This is a genomic window from Granulicella arctica, assembly GCF_025685605.1.
Lineage (GTDB): Bacteria > Acidobacteriota > Terriglobia > Terriglobales > Acidobacteriaceae > Edaphobacter > Edaphobacter arcticus.
This window is the reverse complement of the sequence record NZ_JAGTUT010000006.1, coordinates 1-21498: the sequence shown is the minus strand read 5'-3', so window position 1 is coordinate 21498 and position 21498 is coordinate 1. Positions and strand designations below refer to the sequence as shown.

At 54.7% G+C, this 21498-nt stretch carries 17 protein-coding genes and 2 pseudogenes; 8 read left to right on the top strand and 11 right to left on the bottom strand.

Annotated features, from left to right (window positions below; genetic code table 11):
* Positions 1–895: 895 nt before the first annotated feature.
* Both OHL20_RS24320 and OHL20_RS24315 read left to right on the top strand, forming a co-directional pair.
* Positions 896–4432 (top strand): TonB-dependent receptor, encoded by a 3537-nt coding sequence (locus tag OHL20_RS24320; protein ID WP_263385901.1) that lies wholly within the window; start codon positions 896–898, stop codon positions 4430–4432.
* 67 nt (positions 4433–4499) lie between these two features.
* Positions 4500–5191: pseudogene (locus OHL20_RS24315) on the top strand (IS6 family transposase).
* Positions 5192–5343: 152 nt separating this feature from the next.
* Here the strand turns inward: OHL20_RS24315 and OHL20_RS24310 are convergent.
* From OHL20_RS24310 to OHL20_RS24300, 3 genes are all read right to left on the bottom strand, one after another.
* On the bottom strand, positions 5344–6387 hold the full coding sequence (locus OHL20_RS24310; protein ID WP_263385900.1) for a hypothetical protein: 1044 nt from the start codon (positions 6385–6387) through the stop codon (positions 5344–5346).
* Between the two features lie 167 nt (positions 6388–6554).
* Positions 6555–6983 (bottom strand): recombinase family protein, encoded by a 429-nt coding sequence (locus OHL20_RS24305; RefSeq protein ID WP_263385899.1) that lies wholly within the window; start codon positions 6981–6983, stop codon positions 6555–6557.
* 38 nt (positions 6984–7021) lie between these two features.
* Complete coding sequence (locus OHL20_RS24300; RefSeq protein ID WP_263385898.1) at positions 7022–7723, bottom strand: IS6 family transposase; 702 nt, start codon at positions 7721–7723, stop codon at positions 7022–7024.
* A gap of 66 nt (positions 7724–7789) precedes the next feature.
* Here OHL20_RS24300 and OHL20_RS24295 point away from each other — a divergent pair.
* Positions 7790–10483 (top strand): annotated as a pseudogene (locus tag OHL20_RS24295) (Tn3 family transposase); the annotation flags it as partial.
* Between the two features lie 613 nt (positions 10484–11096).
* On the opposite strand, the gene OHL20_RS24290 reads toward OHL20_RS24295, so the two are convergent.
* Together OHL20_RS24290 and OHL20_RS24285 are read right to left on the bottom strand one after the other, a co-directional pair.
* A complete protein-coding gene (locus tag OHL20_RS24290; protein WP_263385896.1) occupies positions 11097–11900 on the bottom strand; it encodes a DUF6338 family protein in 804 nt (267 codons plus the stop codon).
* 264 nt (positions 11901–12164) lie between these two features.
* Entirely contained in the window at positions 12165–13112 is a 948-nt protein-coding gene (locus OHL20_RS24285) for a tyrosine-type recombinase/integrase (protein WP_263385895.1), read from the bottom strand.
* 142 nt (positions 13113–13254) lie between these two features.
* Here OHL20_RS24285 and OHL20_RS24280 point away from each other — a divergent pair, with 142 nt between their 5' ends.
* A complete protein-coding gene (locus OHL20_RS24280) occupies positions 13255–13761 on the top strand; it encodes a hypothetical protein (protein WP_263385894.1) in 507 nt (168 codons plus the stop codon).
* Between the two features lie 44 nt (positions 13762–13805).
* Here OHL20_RS24280 and OHL20_RS24275 read toward each other — a convergent pair whose 3' ends face one another.
* The 3 genes from OHL20_RS24275 to OHL20_RS25415 are packed head-to-tail and all read right to left on the bottom strand — an operon-like array spanning position 13806 to position 16292.
* On the bottom strand, positions 13806–15323 hold the full coding sequence (locus OHL20_RS24275; RefSeq protein ID WP_263385893.1) for a hypothetical protein: 1518 nt from the start codon (positions 15321–15323) through the stop codon (positions 13806–13808).
* Positions 15304–16086 carry a ParA family protein gene (locus OHL20_RS24270; RefSeq protein ID WP_263385892.1) on the bottom strand — a complete coding sequence of 261 codons (783 nt, stop codon included), beginning with the start codon at positions 16084–16086 and terminating at the stop codon, positions 15304–15306. Before OHL20_RS24270 ends, OHL20_RS24275 begins: the two co-directional genes overlap by 20 nt.
* Complete coding sequence (locus tag OHL20_RS25415) at positions 16083–16292, bottom strand: helix-turn-helix domain-containing protein (RefSeq protein ID WP_396272921.1); 210 nt, start codon at positions 16290–16292, stop codon at positions 16083–16085. The genes OHL20_RS24270 and OHL20_RS25415 overlap by 4 nt, the downstream gene beginning before the upstream one ends.
* A gap of 550 nt (positions 16293–16842) precedes the next feature.
* On the opposite strand from OHL20_RS25415, the gene OHL20_RS24265 reads away from it, so the two are divergent.
* On the top strand, positions 16843–17892 hold the full coding sequence (locus tag OHL20_RS24265; protein WP_263385891.1) for a Fic family protein: 1050 nt from the start codon (positions 16843–16845) through the stop codon (positions 17890–17892).
* A gap of 203 nt (positions 17893–18095) precedes the next feature.
* Here the strand turns inward: OHL20_RS24265 and OHL20_RS25410 are convergent, their stop codons facing one another.
* On the bottom strand, positions 18096–19703 hold the full coding sequence (locus OHL20_RS25410; protein ID WP_396272905.1) for a DUF2130 domain-containing protein: 1608 nt from the start codon (positions 19701–19703) through the stop codon (positions 18096–18098).
* Between the two features lie 91 nt (positions 19704–19794).
* Here OHL20_RS25410 and OHL20_RS24250 point away from each other — a divergent pair, with 91 nt between their 5' ends.
* Genes OHL20_RS24250 through OHL20_RS24240 form a run of 3 tightly spaced genes read left to right on the top strand, consistent with a single transcriptional unit; the run spans position 19795 to position 20740 of the window.
* Positions 19795–20022 (top strand): hypothetical protein, encoded by a 228-nt coding sequence (locus tag OHL20_RS24250; RefSeq protein ID WP_263385890.1) that lies wholly within the window; start codon positions 19795–19797, stop codon positions 20020–20022.
* Positions 20019–20375: an HAD family hydrolase gene (locus OHL20_RS24245; RefSeq protein ID WP_263385889.1), complete on the top strand. Its 357-nt coding sequence runs from the start codon at positions 20019–20021 to the stop codon at positions 20373–20375. Before OHL20_RS24250 ends, OHL20_RS24245 begins: the two co-directional genes overlap by 4 nt.
* Entirely contained in the window at positions 20336–20740 is a 405-nt protein-coding gene (locus OHL20_RS24240; RefSeq protein WP_263385888.1) for an HAD-IA family hydrolase, read from the top strand. The genes OHL20_RS24245 and OHL20_RS24240 overlap by 40 nt, the downstream gene beginning before the upstream one ends.
* Before the next feature lie 3 nt (positions 20741–20743).
* Here OHL20_RS24240 and OHL20_RS24235 read toward each other — a convergent pair whose 3' ends face one another.
* Entirely contained in the window at positions 20744–20992 is a 249-nt protein-coding gene (locus OHL20_RS24235; RefSeq protein ID WP_263385887.1) for a hypothetical protein, read from the bottom strand.
* A gap of 20 nt (positions 20993–21012) precedes the next feature.
* Positions 21013–21348, bottom strand: coding sequence for a hypothetical protein (locus tag OHL20_RS24230; RefSeq protein WP_263385886.1), 336 nt, complete (start codon positions 21346–21348; stop codon positions 21013–21015).
* Positions 21349–21498: the final 150 nt, after the last annotated feature.

Genomic DNA, 21498 nt, shown 5'->3' with positions numbered 1-21498 from the left:
TCGTTTTCGGCGAGTTCGGTCGTTGTCACTGAAGACACCGTTTTGCGTGCACGAACTTTTGGGGCCCTTGACCGAACGAGCATTATCACCGCCGGGAACACAAGTTTCCGGGGCAGGGCAGTTGTATACGTTGCACTGACGTACCTGGTCACTCTCAGCTCCTGGAACGAATGCAATTATCTCGAACCGAAGACCGAAAATGCAGGCGTGCGTCTGGAGGCGACTCGCGGGTCTTCAGATCCTCCTAATCATAAGAGGATGGAAGCGCACGATCGGCACAGCAAGAAAAGGGAGTCCTGCCCTCGAAGCTGCAATGGATTCGGATATCGGATTTCAGATCAAGTTTTCTTTTGCTTATCAAACGCAAACATAGCTCTCCATATTTAAGTTGACAAGCTTCTCATCAGGGGAATAAATTTCTGCTCGCTGAAAACGTTTCCAAAAAACTGTTGCCAATGTATGTAACCCGTAAGTGTCTGGAGGCAAATTGACGTAAACGCTCTCACTGTTCGTAAACGTGATCGTAAACAAGGGTGTTTATTCAACGGATGCTGCTACTTTTTCCTTAGTGTGTTCTTGATCCCCAGTATCAAACGAACTGATCAAACCACAAGCGGCATACCGCCACAATTTGGATGCAGGCGAATCGACTGTTCCCTCTTACCAGAATTTCACTCAACTTGATGCGCTCCGAGTTCGGTGACCGCATCCGCGTTCGTTATCAGCCCAACTTCCGCGTTGAACACGGCAAACCGCAGGTATCAAGTAAGGAGCACTCGAGTGGCCATGATTGCCAACTTGGATGTGAGGCCAAATGATCGTAGTTCGTGTACCACTAATATTAATATTATTGCTATCAGCTAGCTTATTGAGCGCTCAGCAGTTTACAGGACGTGTGACCGATTCCACTGGAGCTGTCATTCCGAAGGCTACGATCACCGCGCTCAACGTGGACACCAACATAGTGACAAAGACAACATCTACAAAATCAGGGGACTACACCATTCCCTATTTGAAAGTGGGTAACTACACACTATCAATCGAAGAAAAAGGTTTCGAGACAGCAGTACATACGGGAATTAACTTACAGGTCGATCAAACAGCAACTGTGAATTTCACTCTGAAGGTTGGGAGTAGCTCCGAGACTGTAACGGTTAACAGTGATCCACTCATCGATTTCGGAAAGGCGGATGCCGGCGAGGTCGTAGAAAATACTCGTGTTGCCGAGCTTCCCCTCAACGGTCGCGATCCTGGCATGCTGTCGATTTTGAGTGCTGGTGTGACCTGGAACCAGGGAGCGACCCAATATCAGCGACCGTTTGATGATACGCAGGCAAACACCGCTATCAACGGTGGAGGCTCAGGCAATGTAGAGCTGATGTTGGATGGAGTCTCCAATGAGGCAGCTTCGACAAATAACACAGGAAACGCACGTATAGCGTATGTGCCGCCTGTTGATTCGGTGCAGGAGTTCAAGATCGTCACCAATGCTTATGATGCCCGGTTTGGTCGCAACTCTGGCGGTGTCGAGGACGTCATCCTTAAGTCGGGCACCAATCTTATTCACGGCGATGTATATGAGTACGCCCGACGTACGTTTCTCGACGCCAACCTATGGCAAAACAATTACAAAATAGCTACAGCGCTGCCCGGTACAGACACGTCTCAGTTCGGCACCCAAAAGCACAAGTTGGACCAATATGGCTTCGAATTGGACGGCCCAATTGTCATTCCCAAGCTCTACAACGGACGAGACAAGTCTTTTTTTACAATGCAGTATGAAAACTGGAACGAGGTCGAACCAAATACCGTTACTGACTCCGTCCCAAGTCCGGCCTGGCTGAAAGGCGACTTTACAAACCTGGTCTACTACACCGGCTCTTCGTATGCCCCAATCAGTCTTTTAGATCCTCAGAACATTTCGCAAAACGCTAACGGAACCTACGTACGCGTTCCATTCGGTCCAACTGACGCTATCAACCCAACACCCGCTGCAAACGTCATTCCAGCATCCCGCATTAATGCTGTAGCCCAGAAGATCCTCTCCTACTATCCCGCGCCCAACACGCAAACTGCCGCAGGTTCCAATCCCTTCGCCAATAACTACACCGTTGCTGCTGCAGATACTGACAGGTATCGCAATGTCCTCGGGAAGTGGGATGAGAACATATCGTCCAAAGATCGATTCAGCTTTCACTACGGATATTGGGAACGAGTCGAGAGGCGAAGCTATGTCGGCTTCAGCAACGCGGCAGACAACGGTCAACTGCCACACGGAGAACGCAGCCATACCTTCACGCTCGAGGAGACTCACACAGTCAGCCCCAATCTGTTGTTGGACTTTCGCAGTAACGTATCCATCAGAGCTGATTATTCGTTTGGAGGGCCGCGCTTTGATCCTACGACTCTTGGTCTATCTTCAGCAGACCTGGCTGGTATGGGCCCTGCAGCCGCAGTTGAGTTTCCGTATATCCAAGTCAGCGAGTTCGCCTCTCTTGGTACAAACAACAATTCGCAAACGGTCAGCAACTCTCTGCTCCTTTTCCCGTCAGTAACCTGGGTGAAGAACAAACAAACCATTCACGCCGGAGTTGATGCGCGTTTCCAGCAATCGGGGAACAACATTGTAGGCGGCGGCAACAGTCTTTATGTTGATCGTCAGTGGACGCAGACCAACTGCTGTGGACCGTATGATGTTGCCAGTGGGAATTCTATCGCTTCATTGCTGCTCGGCAACCTCACCTCGGGCAGTAACACCATCAATGTGAAAACATTCTTCTCCTCGCACTACTGGGCGCCGTTCGTTCAGGACGACTGGAAGGTCACCAGGAAGCTAACCCTAAATCTTGGAGTGCGTTGGGATTTCGCCCCTGCCCAGACCGAGCGAAACAACTTTGCCAATTACGCATTCAACACGACGGCCACGAACCCCATCAATTCCCAAGTGACTGTTCCAGGTCACGGCCAACTCCTTGGTGGCATAACCTACTTAGGTGTTAACGGCAATCCCCGTGCACCGTTCGCTCTCACGAAGGGCAATGTTCAGCCGCGCGTTGGTTTTGCCTACGCTCTAAACGACAGAATGGTCCTGCGTGGAGGTTTTGGTGAATCGTTTCGAAGTCAGCAAGCCGCCCCGTCAACCTATGGCTTCAGCGCTACGACAAACTACCAGGCAAGTGACCCAACACGACCGAGCACGTCGTATCCCAATCTTGCGAATCCCATCAGTCACCTCTATCCCTCAGTGATTCAACCTACTGGATCTTCTCTCGGGATGCTTGAGCAGTTAGGACAAAGTCCATTTTTTCTAAACCCACACTACAAGATTCCGAGCTTCTGGACATACTCTCTCGGGATAGAGCAGCAGTTTCGCAGAAATGACACGATCAGCATCGCCTATGTCGGAAGCCGCCTCTACAATGGAGACAGCAGTGACAATATCAATCACCAGAGTGCGGCGGCATACGCGCCTTGTAATCCAGCATTAGGTGGAAGGTATGAAGTCTGCACGAATAACAATCCTATTAATCCATTTCAAGGAATTAATGGATTCCAAGGATCGAATTACTACAATTCAACAACCATCAGTCAGCTGAACTTCACTCGCTCCTTTCCTCAGTTCGGAGATATAACGGAGTACCAGCTCAACAATGAGCGTACCTGGTATAACTCTCTCCAAGTCACCGCAGCTCACAAATGGAACAAGTCCCTCACCATGCATGGCACTTGGACCTGGTCGAAGCAGATGGACGCAGGAGGGTTTGCTGATACGACGTATCGTGTGCCGTCAAGGAGTCTTGATGGCAACGATAGAACCCACCGCATCACTCTCTCAGGAGTTTATCTTTTACCAGTTGGCCGAGGACGTACATTTCTAGGTAGTACGAATCGCATTGTTGATGGTGTGATCGGCGGATGGGAGATAGGAAGTTTGTACGTCTATCAGACCGGTACACCGTGGGCTATACCAGCAGGAACTAACATACTCGCCAGTCCTTATGTGCACCCCCACATCCAGAAGGATAACGGGTTTATTCGCCTTGTTTCTCCGTGTACGGAAAAGTATCAGGAGAATAACTCTGGCGCATATCCTCTTGTGCAGGTGCCAGTTGATTATGATGGCACCTGCAGCCAGGCCAACTTCCTGCAGGTCCCTAATTATGGAGAGACACAAAACACGACCTACACAGGCATTCGTCTTCCGCGCAGCCACCAATTTGACACAAATCTATCGAAGAACTTCGCGCTGTTTGAAAGACTCAGCCTGCAGATACGCCTCGAAGCCTTTAATGTGTTGAACCATCCTTTGTGGTCCGAGAATCCTGATAACAACACCAATGATTCGACATTCGGCTTAATCGAAAAGGGTGCCGGTGCAGGTCAGAGCAATCTACCCCGTCAAATGCAACTCTCAGCCAAAATAAGCTGGTAAGAATCACTTAGGGAAACTCTGGGCTTTGTTGCATTAACGCGTTGGTCTGAGCGTTAGCATGAAGCTCATGTTCAAGCGTCGTCGGTTCCCAGTCGCGATCATCCTGGTTTGCGTTCGTTGGTACTGCAAGTATGGGATCTCCTACCGGGACCTGGCTGAGATGATGCAGGAACGCGGGGTGGAGGTGGATCCATCCACGATCATGCGCTGGGTTCATCGCTACGCTCCTGAGCTCGAGAAGCGAGTGCGGGCTTATCAACGCTATGGCTCGACATCGTGGCGAGCGATGAGACGTACATCAAGGTGGGCGGCAAGTGGAAGTATCTGTTCCGCGCTGTCGACAAGTATGGCGTGCTGATCGACTTCATGCTTTCAGACCGCAGAAACACACGCGCGGCGCAACGTTTCCTCGCTAAAGCATTGACAATCATGCGGGATTGGCCACCGTCATCGATCACCACGGACAAGCTCCGCTCCTATCCTGAAGCGATCGAGCGTCTCAAGGACAGTGGTAAGCTTCCGAGGAGCACAAGGCATCGAACATCGAAATACCTGAACAACATCATTGAGGCAGATCATGGCGCACTGAAGCGAGTCATTAAGCCTACGCGCGGCTTCCAGACGATGAAGACAGCAACTGCCACCATCAAGGGCTTCGAGATCATGCGCATGATCCGGCGCGGCCACTGCCTCACTTGCAAACGAGGTGTCCATAACGAGATCCGCTTCGTGAACCAGCTCTTCCAGCGTGCCGCGTAAGCGCAAGTAGCGAAGGGCTCGTCTGGCTTATCTTAGTTAATGCAACAGAGCCATCTCTGAAACCTTCTCAGCTGGGGATTGAGAGCTCTCAGATAGGGGGCACCTCAAGAAAGGGAAATTTATGTACGCTAAGGGCCGACAAACGCCTTTAGCTACTCGTAGAGCACGCCCAGATGTTCGGTTTCCCACTTCACCTTAGGGCTACGGAATTGCATTTCTTGGAGCGGGAAGACCTTTGCAGACCTGCTATCACTAATAACCAGCAACAGGCATGGTAGAACGGCATCGTCGCTGGCCTCCGCAGGCGAGATCAACTGCTTTGCCACCAGATTCATTTTCACTGAGCGGAACGTTGCCTCTTCACGGTCCACATATGCTGCCAACTGTGTCTTGTAATCCTGATCGTCTTTAGCTTTGATGTTCACATCAACGTGAGACTTGATGGTCATGCGTTCCGGCTGTTCATCAAGCATTTGGGCAATCAGCGCAGCCCGGATTGCATTGTTGAGCGGTGTGAAACCGGTGCACTCTCCGGAGTCGCTCTGTAGCGTTGGGGCCACTACTCGCACAACATCAATAGGCTTCAGTCCAGGTATTGTCAGGTACGGTGCAGGATCACGCCCGGGACCCGCTTCGCGCATAGAGTATTTTCCGATAGCGGGCCAGTTTGCTTTCACGGGCGGCGGACCATAACCTCCGCAGTCTCCACTGCTCGCGCCCATTCCGAGGCTTGGATCTTCTGGCAGAGACACAAAGACATGCGAAGTCACCGTGGTGTTGCTCAATAGCGATGCAGCGAATCCTGCCGGAGGGTGCAGAGCGAGCAAGGCAGCAGCAGCTCGTTGGGTGTACCAGGAAGCGGGTGCCGTCTCGCCATATAGAGCTAGCAGAGTGGGTTCGGCTTCCTGCGGCGTTATACGATGGAGCAGAATGATCGTCTGAACCGGAAAGTCGGAGGCTAGATTCTGAGCTGATGCAGCAGGCAAGTTGCCGTTTAGTTGAATGATGGAGTCAAGCAGTGCTGACATGGCATCCCGCCGTTCCCGTTCTTCCGACGTAAGAGGCTGAGGCGGATGGTGTTCGCGTTCCAAAATATTTCTATGAGGCAGCGGCCGCCATTGTTCCGCCAAGAAAGCAAACTCAGGTAGGAAGGACGTGTCCTTCTCTTGGAGTGCAAATACCGCAGCCCATGCCATCTCGCGAGGGTCGCCGCCATGAACCCACCGGGCTATCACGTCTGCTGAAGGCGGCGTCTTGAACGCCGCAGGATCATCCTGCCCGTGCGCCAGGATCGGGAACACGATAAAAAGAGCCAACACGCCAATCTTGCCTATACCGTTCATCCGGGACACTCCTGACACAATCAGACAGCCGTTTTCAGCACGGAGCGATACAGTGTTGATCGAGCAATGCCGAAGCGGGCAGCGATTTCGGCGACCGGCATATCAGCACTTTTGAGAAGACCGCGAATAGTCCTAATCTCTTTGACGGAAAGCTTGGAGGGACGTCCCCCTGTTCGCCCTCGGGCACGAGCAGCACTGAGTCCGGCCACCGTCCGCTCTCGGATTAGGTTTCGCTCAAACTCAGCAAGGGCGGCAAATACGTGGAAGACGAGTCGGCCTGCAGGGGAGACCGTTTCGATCTTTTCGGTCATCGATTCGAAGTTGATCTTGCGTTGTTCCAGTTCTGCAATAAGGCTGACGAGATCGGCGAGGTTACGTCCCAAGCGATCAAGGCGCCAAACCACGAGCGTGTCACCTGCACGCAGACTCTTGAGACGGCTCTGTTGCATTAACTCTTTTGTGTGCAATTAGCTCTCACGTTGTTCAATCAGGCAGCGACCGTGAAGATATCGAACAGCTTGTTGATGAAACGCACCTCGTCCTTGACGTGCGGCTTGCATGTGAGGCAATGACCTCTGCGGATCATTCGCATCACTTCGAAGCCCTTGATGGTAGCGGCTGCCGTCTTCATCCTCTGAAAGCCCCGTGTCGGACGAATAACTCGCTTGAGTGCTCCATGATCCGCTTCAATGATGTTGTTCAGGTATTTGCACGTGCGATGCTTTGTCGACCCTGACAACTTGCCTTCCCGTTGCAGCCGGCTGATGGCGGCCGGATAAGATCCGAGCTGGTCTGTCGTGATCGACGATGGTGGCCAATGACGCATCGTAGCTAACGCTTTACCCAAGAAGCGATAGGCAGCTCCGGTGTTTCGTCGGTCCGTCAACATGAAGTCGATCAGCCGGCCATGCCTGTCGACAGCCCGGAACAGGTACTTCCACTTGCCGCCAACCTTCACATACGTCTCGTCCACGCGCCACGAGGTCGCCCGGTAGCCTTGGTACCAACGGACTCGCTTCTCCAGCTCAGGTGCGTAGCGATGGACCCAATGCATGATCGTGGACGGGTCTACCTCCACACCGCGCTCCTCCATCATCTCCGCCAGATCGCGATAGGAGATCCCATACTTGCAGTACCAGCGAACACACACCAGGATGATTTCAACCGGAAAGCGCCGACGCTTGAACATGAGCCATCCTAACGTCTCTACGCCACCCAAGCTCCTGGTACCGAGTTAATGCAACAGAGCCACGCGAAGCGCGATGCGACGCGGCGAAGCCATCTTCTTGAACTGCTGCCCCGATTGGGAATGGGGCAGTTCGGGACCAAGGACTACCGGTCCATCTCGGCTTGGCTCGACCCCACGGCGTTGCAAACCACGCGTGGAGTTGTTCTCGCTCAAGCAGTTGTGGAGGAACTTCGGAAACGACTGATCGTACTGCCTCCGGTGGCAGTTATCGAGCGGCTCTGCGCAGAGGTAATGACGCGCGCGCAGAGAAAAGTCTTCGCTCTCCTAACCGAAGGACTCGACGATGAGCAGCGGACCAAGCTCGACCAACTTCTGGAGCAGCGCGAGGGCAGCCCGTACAGCACGCTCGCTTGGTTGCGAATGCCTCCAGGAGCGCCAACGCCTCGAGCGGTGCTTGGACATATAGAGCGGCTGAGTGCGATCCGCGGTCTTGCTCTGTCGCCCGATGTGAGCCAAAAGCTGCATCAGAACCGTCTCCTGCAACTCGCCCGCGAAGCCGGCCAGACAGCGGTGTATCAATTCAAAGAGTATGAGCAGGCACGGCGTCACGGCACACTGGTCGCATTGATGATCGAAACAGCGGCAACGCTTACCGATGAGATTATCGACCTCAATGACCGACTGATTGGCAGCTTCTTCACCAAGTCGAAGCACAAATACGAGAGGGCCTTTGCTGAGCAAGGCAAAGCTATCAACGACAAAGTTCGGCTCTACGCAAAGGTCGGAGCTGCGCTAGTCGACGCCAGGGAGCGAGGTCGCGATCCGTTCGCTGCAATTGAGGCGGTCATGCCGTGGGAGAGTTTCTCTGCCAGCGTGAAAGAGGCAGCCGAACTCGCGCGGGGCGAAGACTTCGATGCGCTCTCGCTCATCGGCGAACACTATCCTCAGCTCCGGCGCTATGCTCCCACGCTGATCGAGACTCTTCAACTCCGACCCGCTCCGGTTGCGCGGGAGTTGATCGAAGCGGTCGAAGTGCTGCGGGAGATGAACCGGGACGGTTTGCGGAAGGTGCCGCAGAACGCTCCTTTGGGATTCATTCGAAGGCGTTGGGAAAGCTATGTAGTGGGCCCTGAAGGTATAGACCGCCGCTTTTATGAACTCTGCGTCATGGCCGAGCTAAAGAACTCACTGCGCTCCGGAGATGTCTCGGTAGCGGGCTCCCGCCAGTTCCGCGACTTCGAGGACTACCTTATGCCTCACGGCGAGTTTGAGCGCAGACTTGCACAAGGCGATCTGCGCGTTGCTGTGCCTACGACTGGAGCCACGTACATCGAGGAGCGGATGTCGCTGTTGCGGAGTGCTCTCGACCAGACCGATGCTCTCGCCCGAGAAGATAAATTGCCGGATGCTGAGTTGAACAGTGCGGGACTCAAGATCAGCCCGCTTGAGAACAGTGTTCCGAAGGAGGGCGAAGCTCTCCGGGATGCCCTTAGCAATATGCTTCCACACGTCAAGATCACGGATCTGCTGATGGAGGTCGACTGTTGGACTGGATTCACTCGGCACTTCACCCATCTCAAGACGAACGAGCCGACGAAAGATCCGGCGCTGCTGCTGACAGCTATTCTGGCCGATGCTACCAATCTTGGCCTTGGAAAGATGGCTGAGTCATGCCCAGGCACAAGCCCTGCGAAGCTCTCCTGGCTGGTCGCTTGGCACATTCGCGATGAGACCTACTCAAAAGCTCTGGCCGAAATCGTCAACCATCAACATCGCACTCCGTTCGCGACGCACTGGGGCGAAGGCACTACTTCCTCCTCGGATGGTCAGCGCTACCGCGCGGGCGGCCGCGGCGAAGCGGCTGGCCAGGTGAACGCCAAATATGGGAATGATCCCGGCGTCACCTTTTACACTCACATCTCCGATCAGTACGCACCCTTCCATACCAAGGTCATCAATGCCACCGCTCGCGACGCGACGCATGTGCTCGACGGCCTGCTCTATCACGAGTCCGAGCTGCGAATCGAGGAGCACTACACCGATACTGCTGGCTTCACCGATCACGTCTTCGCCCTCTGTCACCTGCTCGGCTTCCGCTTCGCGCCTCGCATACGTGACCTGGCGGACAAGCGTCTCTATGTGCCGGGGAAGCCTGCACAGTGGCCAGCACTCAATTCGATGATCGGCGGCTCCATCAATACGAAGATCATCGAACAGCAGCTCGGCGAGGTTATGCGGCTCGCCGCATCCATTCAGCAGGGCAACGTCACGGCATCCCTGATCCTGCACAAACTTGGCTCCTACCCGCGCCAGAACAGTCTTGCTCTCGCGCTGCGCGAGATAGGAAGGATCGAACGAACTCTTTTCATGCTGGCGTGGCTCGAAGATCCAGCGCTGCGCCGGCGTGTCACGGCCGGACTGAACAAGGGTGAGGCGCGCAACGCTCTTGCCAGAGCCGTGTTCTTCAATCGGCTGGGCGAAATCCGTGATCGATCCTTTGAGAATCAACGGCATCGCGCAAGCGGACTGAACCTGGTTGTGGCTGCGATTACGTTCTGGAACACCGTCTATCTGGAGCGCGCAACAGAGCAGATGGCAAAATCAAGGCAGTTCGATCCCGCCCTGCTACAACACGTCTCTCCGCTTGGCTGGGAGCACATCAATCTCACGGGCGATTACACCTGGCACAACAATAAGCGGGTGGCCAAGGGTGGCTTCAGACCTCTCCGAAGCCCGAGAAACTCCTCCACCGCGCCTTAGCGTACATAAATTTCCCTTTCTTGAGGTGCCCCCAGATACGGCCTGGCTTTCTGATTCTGCGCTGGAATTCGCGACCACTTGGACCGCCGCATTCAGCTTTGTTAGGTCGCGGGGCAAGACTTCAAACTCGCCGTATTTCAGCTTCTCGATCAAGCCCAACAAGGTGGAAAAAGGCACTAAGCATAGGGCTACAGCCATTGCAAGAAGTGCCACCATAAGCCAATCTAGGAGAAGCCGTTTCGGCGCAACACCGTGAGCGATGGCCAGTATTAGCAGGCCTGCTGCCAGGATGTAGGGTGTGGCGGCTAGGCTTGGACCGTCTTGGGGCCTCGTCTGTTGGTTCTGTCTTCACGATAACGATGATACTTTGTGGGCTGTACTCACAGCAGACGATTAGGTTGACTCACACCGTTGTCAGTAAATTTGCCTAGGGCAAGTTCAGCTTCGATCAGGCTATTTGGAGAAGTTTCGGGCTGATCATCTGGTTTGCTGCAGGTGGAGTAGCAACTCCCTTCGGGCATGGAGATCCGAATCAGAGATCGTTCGCTAAAGTGTAAGGAGTTGCTCCGCACGTTGCCAATCTCGCTCAGATGTCCCTGATAGACAGCCATCATCACTCCACAAATTTGTAAGCCAAGGCTGCAATTTCCTCGCTGATAGGAGGCTGGTCGCCAACGGGGAGTGAAGGATCAACCTGTTTGACCAGGAGGGTAACGGCATCTGCCAAATCGATCATAATGCCGTCTGTAGCAACGGAAATGTAGTCGTCGTTACGATCTTTTTTATACCAAACGTCAATGAGGTAGACGGGTTTATGAGGTTCATCATCCTTGACGATCGCAAACTGGCTGAGCTGTCCAGAATAGAAGCCGAGACCATCTTTCATCTCAAGTTCAACAAAGACGGATTTCGTTCCATCTCTATCAAGCGCGGGATTTAGCACCTCGTAGATGATTGGACGTTCGCCCAACAAGCCGGTTACGCCAAACCGCTTCCGCAGCCAGGTCGCCTTCGCGAACAGACGTGTTGTGAATGGGCTATTCGATCGCCACACCCCGTAAAGAAAGCCGAGCCAATGGCTGAAGAAGAATGAGACGAAGACGTACGCAGAAGCAATAAGGCAAGCTTCTACAATATGTTGGGAGAACCACTGACTGACGATCAGGGAATCGAGCTTTGAAAAGTAGTAATCTGGTTGACCTTCGTGTATCCAGCCTATGAGTAAGGAAACAGTGGCCAACAAAAACGCGAGGATCCCGTGAGTCGCAACTCCGAGTGCGACAAGCTCAGCCAGTTCAGCGCTCGCACCCTGAGGCGCAAAAGAACGCGGCACAAGCTGATTTCGGGTTCGTTGAGCGAAAAGGCCAGGGATGACGGCGACGATTACAAGCAATATGGTTGAAACGTCGAATTTCAACCGTCACCTCTGAGTTATTTAGGATTCCTCTGGGCGGAGGAAGTTGTAGTGGAACTAGACCCGCCAGACCCAGAACTTCCAACTTGTCGGGAAGTCACGAAGGGATTCTTGGCTCCCGGCACAGTCCTGACTGTATTCAGTGTCTTGCCCAAGTCGCCATTGTTCACTAATTTACAAACCGAATCATGCGCGATCATTCTTTGGGGCTGAGCCATAGACTCCTCCATACCTATTTATTCTACTCGATAGAGCGATCCGTCTCACTTAAAGACCCAGGTTGTCATTGACGGCAGTGACGATCTCCTGCTCCGCTCCAAGATACCGTTCGGTCGTCTGGATGGAGGAGTGCCCGAGCAGGAACTTGATCTGCTCGAGGTCGCCGCCGCCTTTGCGGCAGAGTTTGGCACAGGTTCTGCGGAGGTCGTGAGCACCGAAGCGCTCGACCCCGATCTGCTTGGCCGATTGCTCGACGACCGACCAGATGGCCCAGTCGCTCAGGGTCTCGCCCCGGATCGTGCCGCCCTTCCCGATCCGGACCAAGAGCCGGCCTCTCTCGATGCCGGCTGCCTCGCGCCAGACGTCAATTCCCTTCTTGACCCAGATCGGGATCGCGACGGTCCGGATCCTCCGGCCCTTGCCTTCGAGATCGGCCAGCACCCAGCGGCCCTCCCGCTGCTGGATCGTCTCGACCTCGAGTTCCGCGAGTTCGGTCCGGCGCAGGGCGCAGCCGACCAGCAGCGCCAGGATGACGTAGTCACGCTTGCCCTTGAGGGTCGACCGGTCCGGAACGGCGAGCAGTTCTTTGGCCTGCTCGCGGGTCAGCCAGTTCCCCATCCGGGTGCCGGCCTGCTTGATGTTTGGAATTGAGGTGAGCTGCGCTGCCTCCTCGACCCCGAGCATGCCGTTCTTCCGGGCTTCGGTCACCATCCGGCGCATGGCGGCGAGCCGGACGTTGATGGTTGACGGCGCGAGCTCTTCAAGACTCGCCCGGTACTCCATGAGGAGCGCCCGGGTGAGAGGTTGGCTGGCAGCGAACCGGAACAGAGCATCGAGGGCGGTGGCGTAGTTCCGCTTCGAGTGGGTCGACGGAACCGTGTCCAGAACCATGCTGCGCAGGATCATCTGGGCCGGCGTGAGGGCAAAAGCACTTCCCTGCCCTGCCGGATCGGCGTGATCTGTACCCGGAAGGCCCGTTTTGAGCAAGAATGGCATAAATTGAGTTTACCCCTGACAATATACATTGTCGTGGGTAAAATACCAATCGCAATGGGGTAATAAATGCGTGATCGCGCACTCAACTCTTCCCGCCAAAAAGGTTCTCCACTACCCTAAACACAGAGGTTAGAAGCGAACAATGCCCCGACCTGTGTCCTGGCTTCCCCGTCTGCACGAGATCACCCGCACTGTATCCAACTCATCGCGATCGCACTACGACCGCCGTGATCTTGAGAAGCTCTTCGAGCTGCAATCCCGGGCCGCCCAGAAGATGCTCGAGATGCTGCCAACCCTCCAGATCGGCAATGCCCACCTCGTCGACCGGGAAGTGCTGTTGCGCTTCCTGGAGCGAGTGCGCGAAGCCGAAGACGTGCCCGCACTCTATGCGGAGTTGCTAGCTGAGAAGGTGCAGATCTCGCGGCGGAAACCGCGCTCGCTCGTCCGCACCGATATTCCCCCGGTGAGCCTTGATGCCCTTCCCTCTTCGATCGTCCTGAGCCGCGGGAGGATGGAGGTCAACTTCACGACTGTAACGGAGCTCGCCGAGGCGATGTTTGCTCTCGCCCGCATCCTGGAGTCCGAAGGAGAGGAGTTTGCTCAAAGCTTCGAATTGCTAAAAGCGACCGGCGAAGAGCGAAGATCTTAGCGCAAAAGCACTACTCTAGGCTTACCCGATTCTCACGAAACGAATCATCGATTCCAAGCGTCAATCTCCCGGAGTCGCTTCTCCGCCTCGTCACGTTCTCTATCGCTCTTTGAAGCGTCCCCCACGATGGCCTCGTAGCGTTCCCGGTCCCTCATCATCCATGTATTCAGCTCGGCCTCCTGCTGGGTCTTCCGTTCAGCTTCTTCCTCAGCAAGCTTTGCGCGGCTCTCCATGCGTTTCCTGAAGTCTTCGAATGCCGCTCCACTGAAGGACTGGGGGACCATGGCGAGGATGAGACCGGTTGGATTAGTGATCGTTCGACTTGTGCGTGCTAGATCCAACTTCTCCTGAACGAAGAAAGCGATCTCGTCAACTCTCGCGTCGGCTCGAACTTTACGGCAGGCGCGAAGTAATTGCACCGCTGCTGCCTCATCCACCGTCCAGTACCGGTTCAGAGCCTGAGACACTGCTCGCACATCAGCTTCGTCGGAGGCTCCAATTGGCGCCGTTGTTGGGGCAGCGTGTGGGTATTTAGGTGGTTCGACGGGAGAGACTGTTCGCCGTTTCTTTGGCGGAGCCGGCTTTATGGATATTTCATCCCCTGGGATCGAAACATACGCAGGGGATGAGACGAGTTCGGAGCCATCTTTGGTGCAAAAGACAACTCCTTTATTTCGCAGAATGTATTCAAGACCTGCAGCACGCCGCCGCTCCAAAATTTGCTTATAGGAGTACACCCGATATAGCCGTGCTTGCGAATTGATTGTCTCGAAGTCTTCAACAATCTCTAATGCAAGCTTTTCAAACAGGCGTGAAATATTCTGACGCACGTTCTTTTTGGCCATATTAACCTTGTAGCCGATATCCGCTGCGCCCATTCGGTTGGTTCGTGAACCATTTGGATCGCTATTCTCTGCTCTTCCTGTCCTCCAGAGCACTTGATAAATCGCCTCTTCACCTAGAGAATGTCCATCCTGGGCGAGTACACAGCGTCGAATCTTCGAACGACCACGACCCGGCGTTAGTGCCTCCTGGCGTGCGAGGTTTTGTTCGTCCCCACCGCTTTGTTCATTCACTGGTAACGTTTCAACCCCAGGGAACGAAACCACCTCAGGCCACATATACAGCGCAGAGGTTGATTCAATGGCAGGCACTACAACGGCAGTAGCGTCTATTTCATTATTAGGGGAGGTTTCAGCCACTGGAATCGCTAAATCTGCAGCAGTTTCTTTTAAGCCGGGCGCCAGCGTTCCTCGTCCGCTGGGAAGTTCGAATGGCTTCGTCTTCTGCAGCTTGGATGAAACATTATCGTAGCGTGTTTGAGTCCCTGGGAGCGTTTCATCCCCTGGGTCTACAACAATGGTAGGGGCAACTACTGCGACTCGGGGCACTTTCGTTAGCCTGAGCGGTCCGAATCCCTCAAAATTGTTTCTTCGTACGTCGTCCGGGCTAATGTCGAGAAATGATGTCATGCCCTTCAGGGCAGGGGACTGAGCAGCTACCTCCCAACTCAGTGGCTCGATTTTCTGGTGGCGCTTCGAACTAGGTCTTGCTTCCGGCATTTACGGGTTCCTTGAAGAGTTTCTCGAGTTCATCAGCAACCTGGTGGTAATCCTCGTAGGCCTTGCACTTCGGATCGAAGTCAACGAGGAATTTGCCGGCACGCGCTGCCTTGGTCACACTCTGATCTGTGCGGATCGCGTGGAGCAGAGGAATTTGCATCCCTTTTGACATTCCTTCCAATCCTTCTAGAACCGTAGTCGTCATCGCCAATCTGCGGTCCACCATAACGGGCAGGAGGCCGATGGTTCGAATGTTGGTGGTAAGGAGTTGGTTCAGCGACTTCGACGCCTCTATGGAGGCCATAGCACCTTGGAAGGACAGGGTATCCATGCCAATCGGAATCAAGACCTGCTTGGCATACACCATGGCGCAGGTCTGGAGCAACGTAATCGAGGGGCTCACGTCGATTAGGACCACGTCATAGTCCTGCTCAACCTGACCGAAGATCTGGGTAAAGGCATTTTCGCGTGCAACCTGTCCCATGAGAATGGTTTCAACCTTCGTAGTCTCACGACTGGAACACATGACATGCAGCAGGTCTGAAACCTTGACGATGCAGTCATTGAAATTCAACTTTTCGATGACGAAGTTATAGAGACCGTACTCAGGTTTGAGGTTAAGAACACTGCTGATCGATCCCTGAGGATCCGTGTCGATCACGAGGACGCGTTTACCGCGATCAGCGAATTCACGGGCAAGGGTAGCGGTTGTAGTGGTCTTCGAAACCCCGCCACGTTGATTCGAAATTACGAGTCGGATCATTTCTTGTCTCTCCGGAGCTGTTGTTGCAGTTCTTGAACTTCTTCAGGCCGCCATTGGCGATAGTTGTTCACCGGATCACGACCTGGCTCTAGCAGCTTCCCAGAGGCCAGCTTCCGCAGTAACGTTCGCTGAGATATTCCCAAAATAGACGCTACTTCCGAGGATCTTAGCCAAATCGAAGGATTGCGAGGTTTTGGAGGTCTCATCAAGAACAACCGTAATGGACAATTGGTCATTCATCAAGCAAAAAGTACGCAACCCATGACAAAGTTTGTTTTTTGCTTAGTCGGCAGAAATTGTCGTTACACTCGGCTATACCAATAAGAACAAGAAAACGCCGACGTTCGGCCTGTTTCATACCTTAAGTATTTCTAAAGAAATGTCCTAAGAAGCTTCTCTATATTGAGTGGATGATACGACCCTAGGGGGAGGGGGTGTTTCGTTCTCTGAGGGTGGGGATCTATCGTTCCTGTCACAGAGGATGAAAGGTTTACAGGGGTACGGACCAAACATGCCCAGGGGATGAAACATTCCGCGTCGTATGCTCTTTTTGTTTGTTCAACAGCTGCCTTCGGAACACACGCGGGAACTTAGTGTCTGACTGACTTAGTTGATCCTTTGGTAGGATTCACTGTGCAGTAGAGGAAACCGTAACAACACGTTATAGGGGTCAAATGCAAGGAGCGCGACGTTCGATCGCTATCGAGCTTTTCTTCTGGCCATATGGGTGTTTATGGGTGTACTTATGGTAGAGCCATGTTCACGATCGACACGCTAAAGATCACGCCCGAAGTCCTCAGTCTGATCGCAGGCATCGATGAGTTCAAAGGTGCCTGGAGAGCTTTAGGCTCGCTTGCTCCTGAGCGGCTCCGCACTCTCCGCCATGTAGCCACGATCGAAAGCATTGGCTCCTCCACTCGGATTGAAGGCAGCAAGCTATCAGATCGAGAGGTCGAGCGGCTGCTGTCTAATCTCGAAATCGGATCGTTCGCCAGCCGTGATGAGCAGGAAGTAGCCGGCTACGCCGAGGCCATGGAGACCGTCTTTCGCGCGTGGGAGGACCTGCCGTTCAGCGAGAATTACATCAAGCAGTTCCACCGGGATCTTCTTCGTCACAACGGGAAGGACACTCGGCATCGCGGCGAGTACAAAAAGTTGTCGAACAGTGTTGCCGCCATCGATGAGCAGGGAAGACAGATCGGCATCGTCTTCGAGACGGCCACGCCCTTCGATACGCCGCAATTGATGTCCGAGTTGGTCGATTGGTTTAACCAAGCGCGAAAAGACAACCAGCTCCACCCCTTGCTCCTGATCGGCGTCTTCACGGTCGTCTTTCTTGAAATCCATCCGTTCCAGGACGGCAACGGACGTTTGAGCCGAGTGTTGACCACGCTTCTTTTGCTGCAGGCCGGATATGCTTACGTGCCCTACAGCTCGCTTGAAAGCGTCATCGAGAACAGCAAGGAGGCCTACTACCTTGCACTCCGGCAGACCCAGGCGACGATCCGCGGACCAGTTGCGAACTGGCAGCCATGGCTCCTCTTCTTCTTGCGTTCTCTGGAGCAGCAGAAGCGCCGGCTCGCTGTTAAGATTGAGCGCGAGAAGTTGAGTGTTGCCGCGCTTCCCAGCCTCTCCGTCGAGATCGTCGAATACGTCCGGCAGCATGGCCGCGCCACCATGGGAGAGATCATCCGGCTTACCGGAGCCAGCCGGAACACGCTCAAGGAACATCTTGCGCAATTGGTCGAGAAGCGGCATCTCGCAAGGCATGGAACAGGAAAAGGCAGCTGGTATGCGCTGCCCTGAATCCTGAGATTGTTTACTTGATATGACGGGAGCGAAGTGCAGGGGCGAGTTCAGCCCTTGCAACATTTTAGCTGTTGAGTTCAAGTCGCATGGGACCCTCAAGTGCGTCGATGTCTTTAAGACTCTGTTGATGGAAATTAGGCCGGTCAACGAGAGCAGCCCACTCAGCGGGTAACAAGTGGATAGGCGCTCTTATGGGGCGCCTATCCACTTGTTTTGCTAGGCCGTTTCTTCTGGATGAGGTTGCCCGCCTTGGCCGCGGCATCGGCCAGGATGCGATGGTGAAGCGTGAAAAGAGCCAACTCCAGACGATCGGAGACGCCAGTTTTGTCGTAGATGCCGCGCAGGTAGTTCTTGACAACCTGCTCCTTGGTGTTGAGTTGGAAGGCGATGTCCTTGTTCTTGCGACCCTGCACGATGAGGGCAACGATCTGCATCTCTTTGGGCGTAAGGCGGTCGCGGACGCGGGCCCCGACGGTATCAACAGCGGTCGTGGCGGTGATATTGGAGTGATGGACGTAACGCCGTCCGCGGGCCGCGCGGCGAAGACATCCCGCGATGCCCTGCAGATCGCCATCCATGCCGGACGTGGCTTCGAGTACCGCCAGGAGTTTACTGTCGCGTTTCGCCCATTGCTTGTTCATCCACTTCCGTTCCTTGTCGAGATCACTGCGTAGTTCCGTGAACTTCTCAGCGATGCACTCGATGCGGTGTTTAAACCGTGGCCCGGTCAGGTAGGCGTAGATCTGCTGCGCCTTGGTCTCCTGTCCATCATTCGACCGGCGGGCTCCAGCGAGTTCGATGACGCTCACGCGCAGGGCATTAGCGACGGGTTGGATGCAACCCAAGCTCGACACCCAGATCCCTTCCATGTGGTCGAAGCGCGTAACATCCTTGGGCATGGTCTGCGACACGATGACCGCAAGATCAGCATGCGCTGCTCGCTGATCTCCTTTGAGCTTGGCGAGCCAGGAATCCGACCAGGCCTTGGTCCGCTTCGATTCCCAAAGAATCTTGCCGCAGAGCTGGCCGGCCTGGTCGCGAACGTGCTGAAGCACATCGCCTCCAAACTCACCCTTGGCGACAGGCTCGATCAGGTCAAAAGGGAACTGAGCGCGCAGCTGATGTTCGAGCGCAAGCTCCAGGGACTCACCCTGGGACTGCTGTGAACTTTGCTCTGCCTTGCGTTTTAGGCTATCGATTTGAGTCAGCAGTTCCGAGATCTTGTTGTCTCGGTCCCGTACTTTCAGGTCGAGGTCGGATTGGACCTCAGACAGCGCCTTCGCGCGTTCCTCAGCTCGTGCCAGCGCGATCCCTTTCTGCAAATCACGCTCGAGTTCGCGCTCCTTGTCTTCGAGCAGCTGTTGTTTCTTGAGAAGTCCGGTCTCGGCTGCCCGTGCCAGGGTCAGCTTGCGATCCAGATCCTGGATCCGTTCCTTCTGAAAAGCGGCAGCCTCCCGTTCCGTCCTGAGTTCGTCTTCGACCTGTTGGCGTGCTCGGGCGGACTCCTGCTCGGCGATCTTCGTTCGCTCCCCGGCGAGTTGTTTTGCGATTCCATCCTGTACAGCGTGTGCGACCGCCTGCTCTTGTTTCCTGGCCGCTGCGTCCAATTCAGCAGCACGGAGATCGTTCGCTTCCTGCTGCTTCGTAACCAGCTGCCTCTCTGTTTGAAAGGTCTTGGCCTGATCGGCAAGCTGCTGTTCGTATTGTGCTCGCGTTGCTGCGACCAGAGGCGCAGCCAGTGATTCGGTGAGCTTGATGGGTTCGCCGCACTTCGGACAAACAAGGGATTGATCGGTTTGGAGCGGCAAAGGGATACCTCAGCCGTAGTATAGGGCGTCATGATGACCAGGAGAGTCTGACAAGGACAGAGGCAGAGAAGTCCTCGGCTTGACAGTTAGAATGACAGAGTCTCCCGTGACCCACTGCGCTCCAGACCGCGTCCGTGTTCATGCAGAACGCATGTTGGCCCGCGCTGAGCGGCGGAGCCGCCAGGCACTCAAACTCGTTGACAAATGGAAGCTGCGGATTGCGGCGTTGGACCGGGAGGGTGTCGCTGCACGGCAGGCTACGCTCTGGTCGGAGGATCGTCCGGACAGGGAAGTGCACCCTGATACTCTCGCCCTATGAACGCGAGCGCCGTACTCCCAACCCATGCAACCTTCCCGGTCGAGATCGCGGTCGCCGGTCTGCTCTTCGACATGGATGGTGTACTCGTTCAATCGACAGATGGGGACGAACGATGCTGGACACGATGGGCGGCGCATCATGGCTTCGCAGCAACCTTTGAGCTGCACCGAACGCATGGTCGTCGTGCTGCCGACACAATTCAGGAATACTGTCCCCACCTGGACGCGAGAGCGATCGCTGATCATCTTGCGCAGCTTGATTTGTTTGCGGCGGAGAGCTGGATGGAGTTGTCGCGTATCCCGGAGTCGTCGCCTTGCTGGCTTCGATCCCGTCCTACCGCTGGACCGTTGTGACCTCGGCTTCTGAATCGATGATGCGGAGCCGGCTTGCTGTAGCTGGAATCACAGCACCACAGCACGCAGTCGGAGGCGATACTGTACGTTTCGGTAAACCAAACACGGAAGGATACCTGCGAGGAGCTGCCATCCTCACGCGACAGCCGCAGGATTGCCTCGTGATCGAGGATGCGCCGGCAGGGATTCGCGCGGGCAAGGCGGCAGGGTGTTCGGTGCTCGCCGTGGCATCTTCGCATCGTCCTGAGGAACTCCAGGAAGCAGATTGGATCATCGCGTCTATTGATCAGATCCACATCGACATCCACCCTGAAACTGCAACACTCAATCTCAATTTCCCAGCGCTTCTGAGTCACAAACCGTGACTGCTACTCGGTCAGCTTCAAAGTAGAAGCCGAGCTTACTATCGATCTCAGGATCGGTGCGGCAACGTCGATGGTGATGCGGAGATGGATGCGGTCGTCGTTCCGTCCACCTGCAGCGGCGATCGAGCCAAGGAATGTTCCGTCTAATTGTTTGCTCGCAATCGCGTCCGCAAGGCTACGCAAGCCGGATTCCAGATTGGAGCGCAATGCGTCCTCAATCGCATCGGGGAGGAACAGGGAGGTGTCGCGCATTGGTAGCTCCTGGCATCAGCTTAGGGCATCAGTCGATGATGGTGCGAGCATCGATATGCAACAAACCCGCTGTGGACGATCGACAGTTTTTGATTGTGAAAGATGTTCTCTCGCGTCAGAAAGTGGACGATCTCCTGCACGATCTTGAGTACATTGCCGACACGGGATCGGTGTGAAAGCGTTGCGAAGTCTTTGCCGTCCGCAATCTCCTGGACGTGTCGGCCGAGGTAAGGAAACTGGCAGATTACGATGCCGTCCGCGGGCTGGTCGAGCCTCTTCTCCGAGCGCATTTCATTCCCGTCCAAAGTATTCTGTTCGACAAAATTCCAGATGCGAACTGGAAGGGTCTGTGTCATCAGGACGTAACAAATTTCAGTGCGGGCATGTGTCGGGCCTTGATCGATGAAGCGGATGTGCTCCACGTCCAGCCTCCGGCAGCGATCCTGGAGCACATTTTTACGGTGCGATTGCATCTAGATCCCTGCGGTGAAGAGAACGGCGCTTTG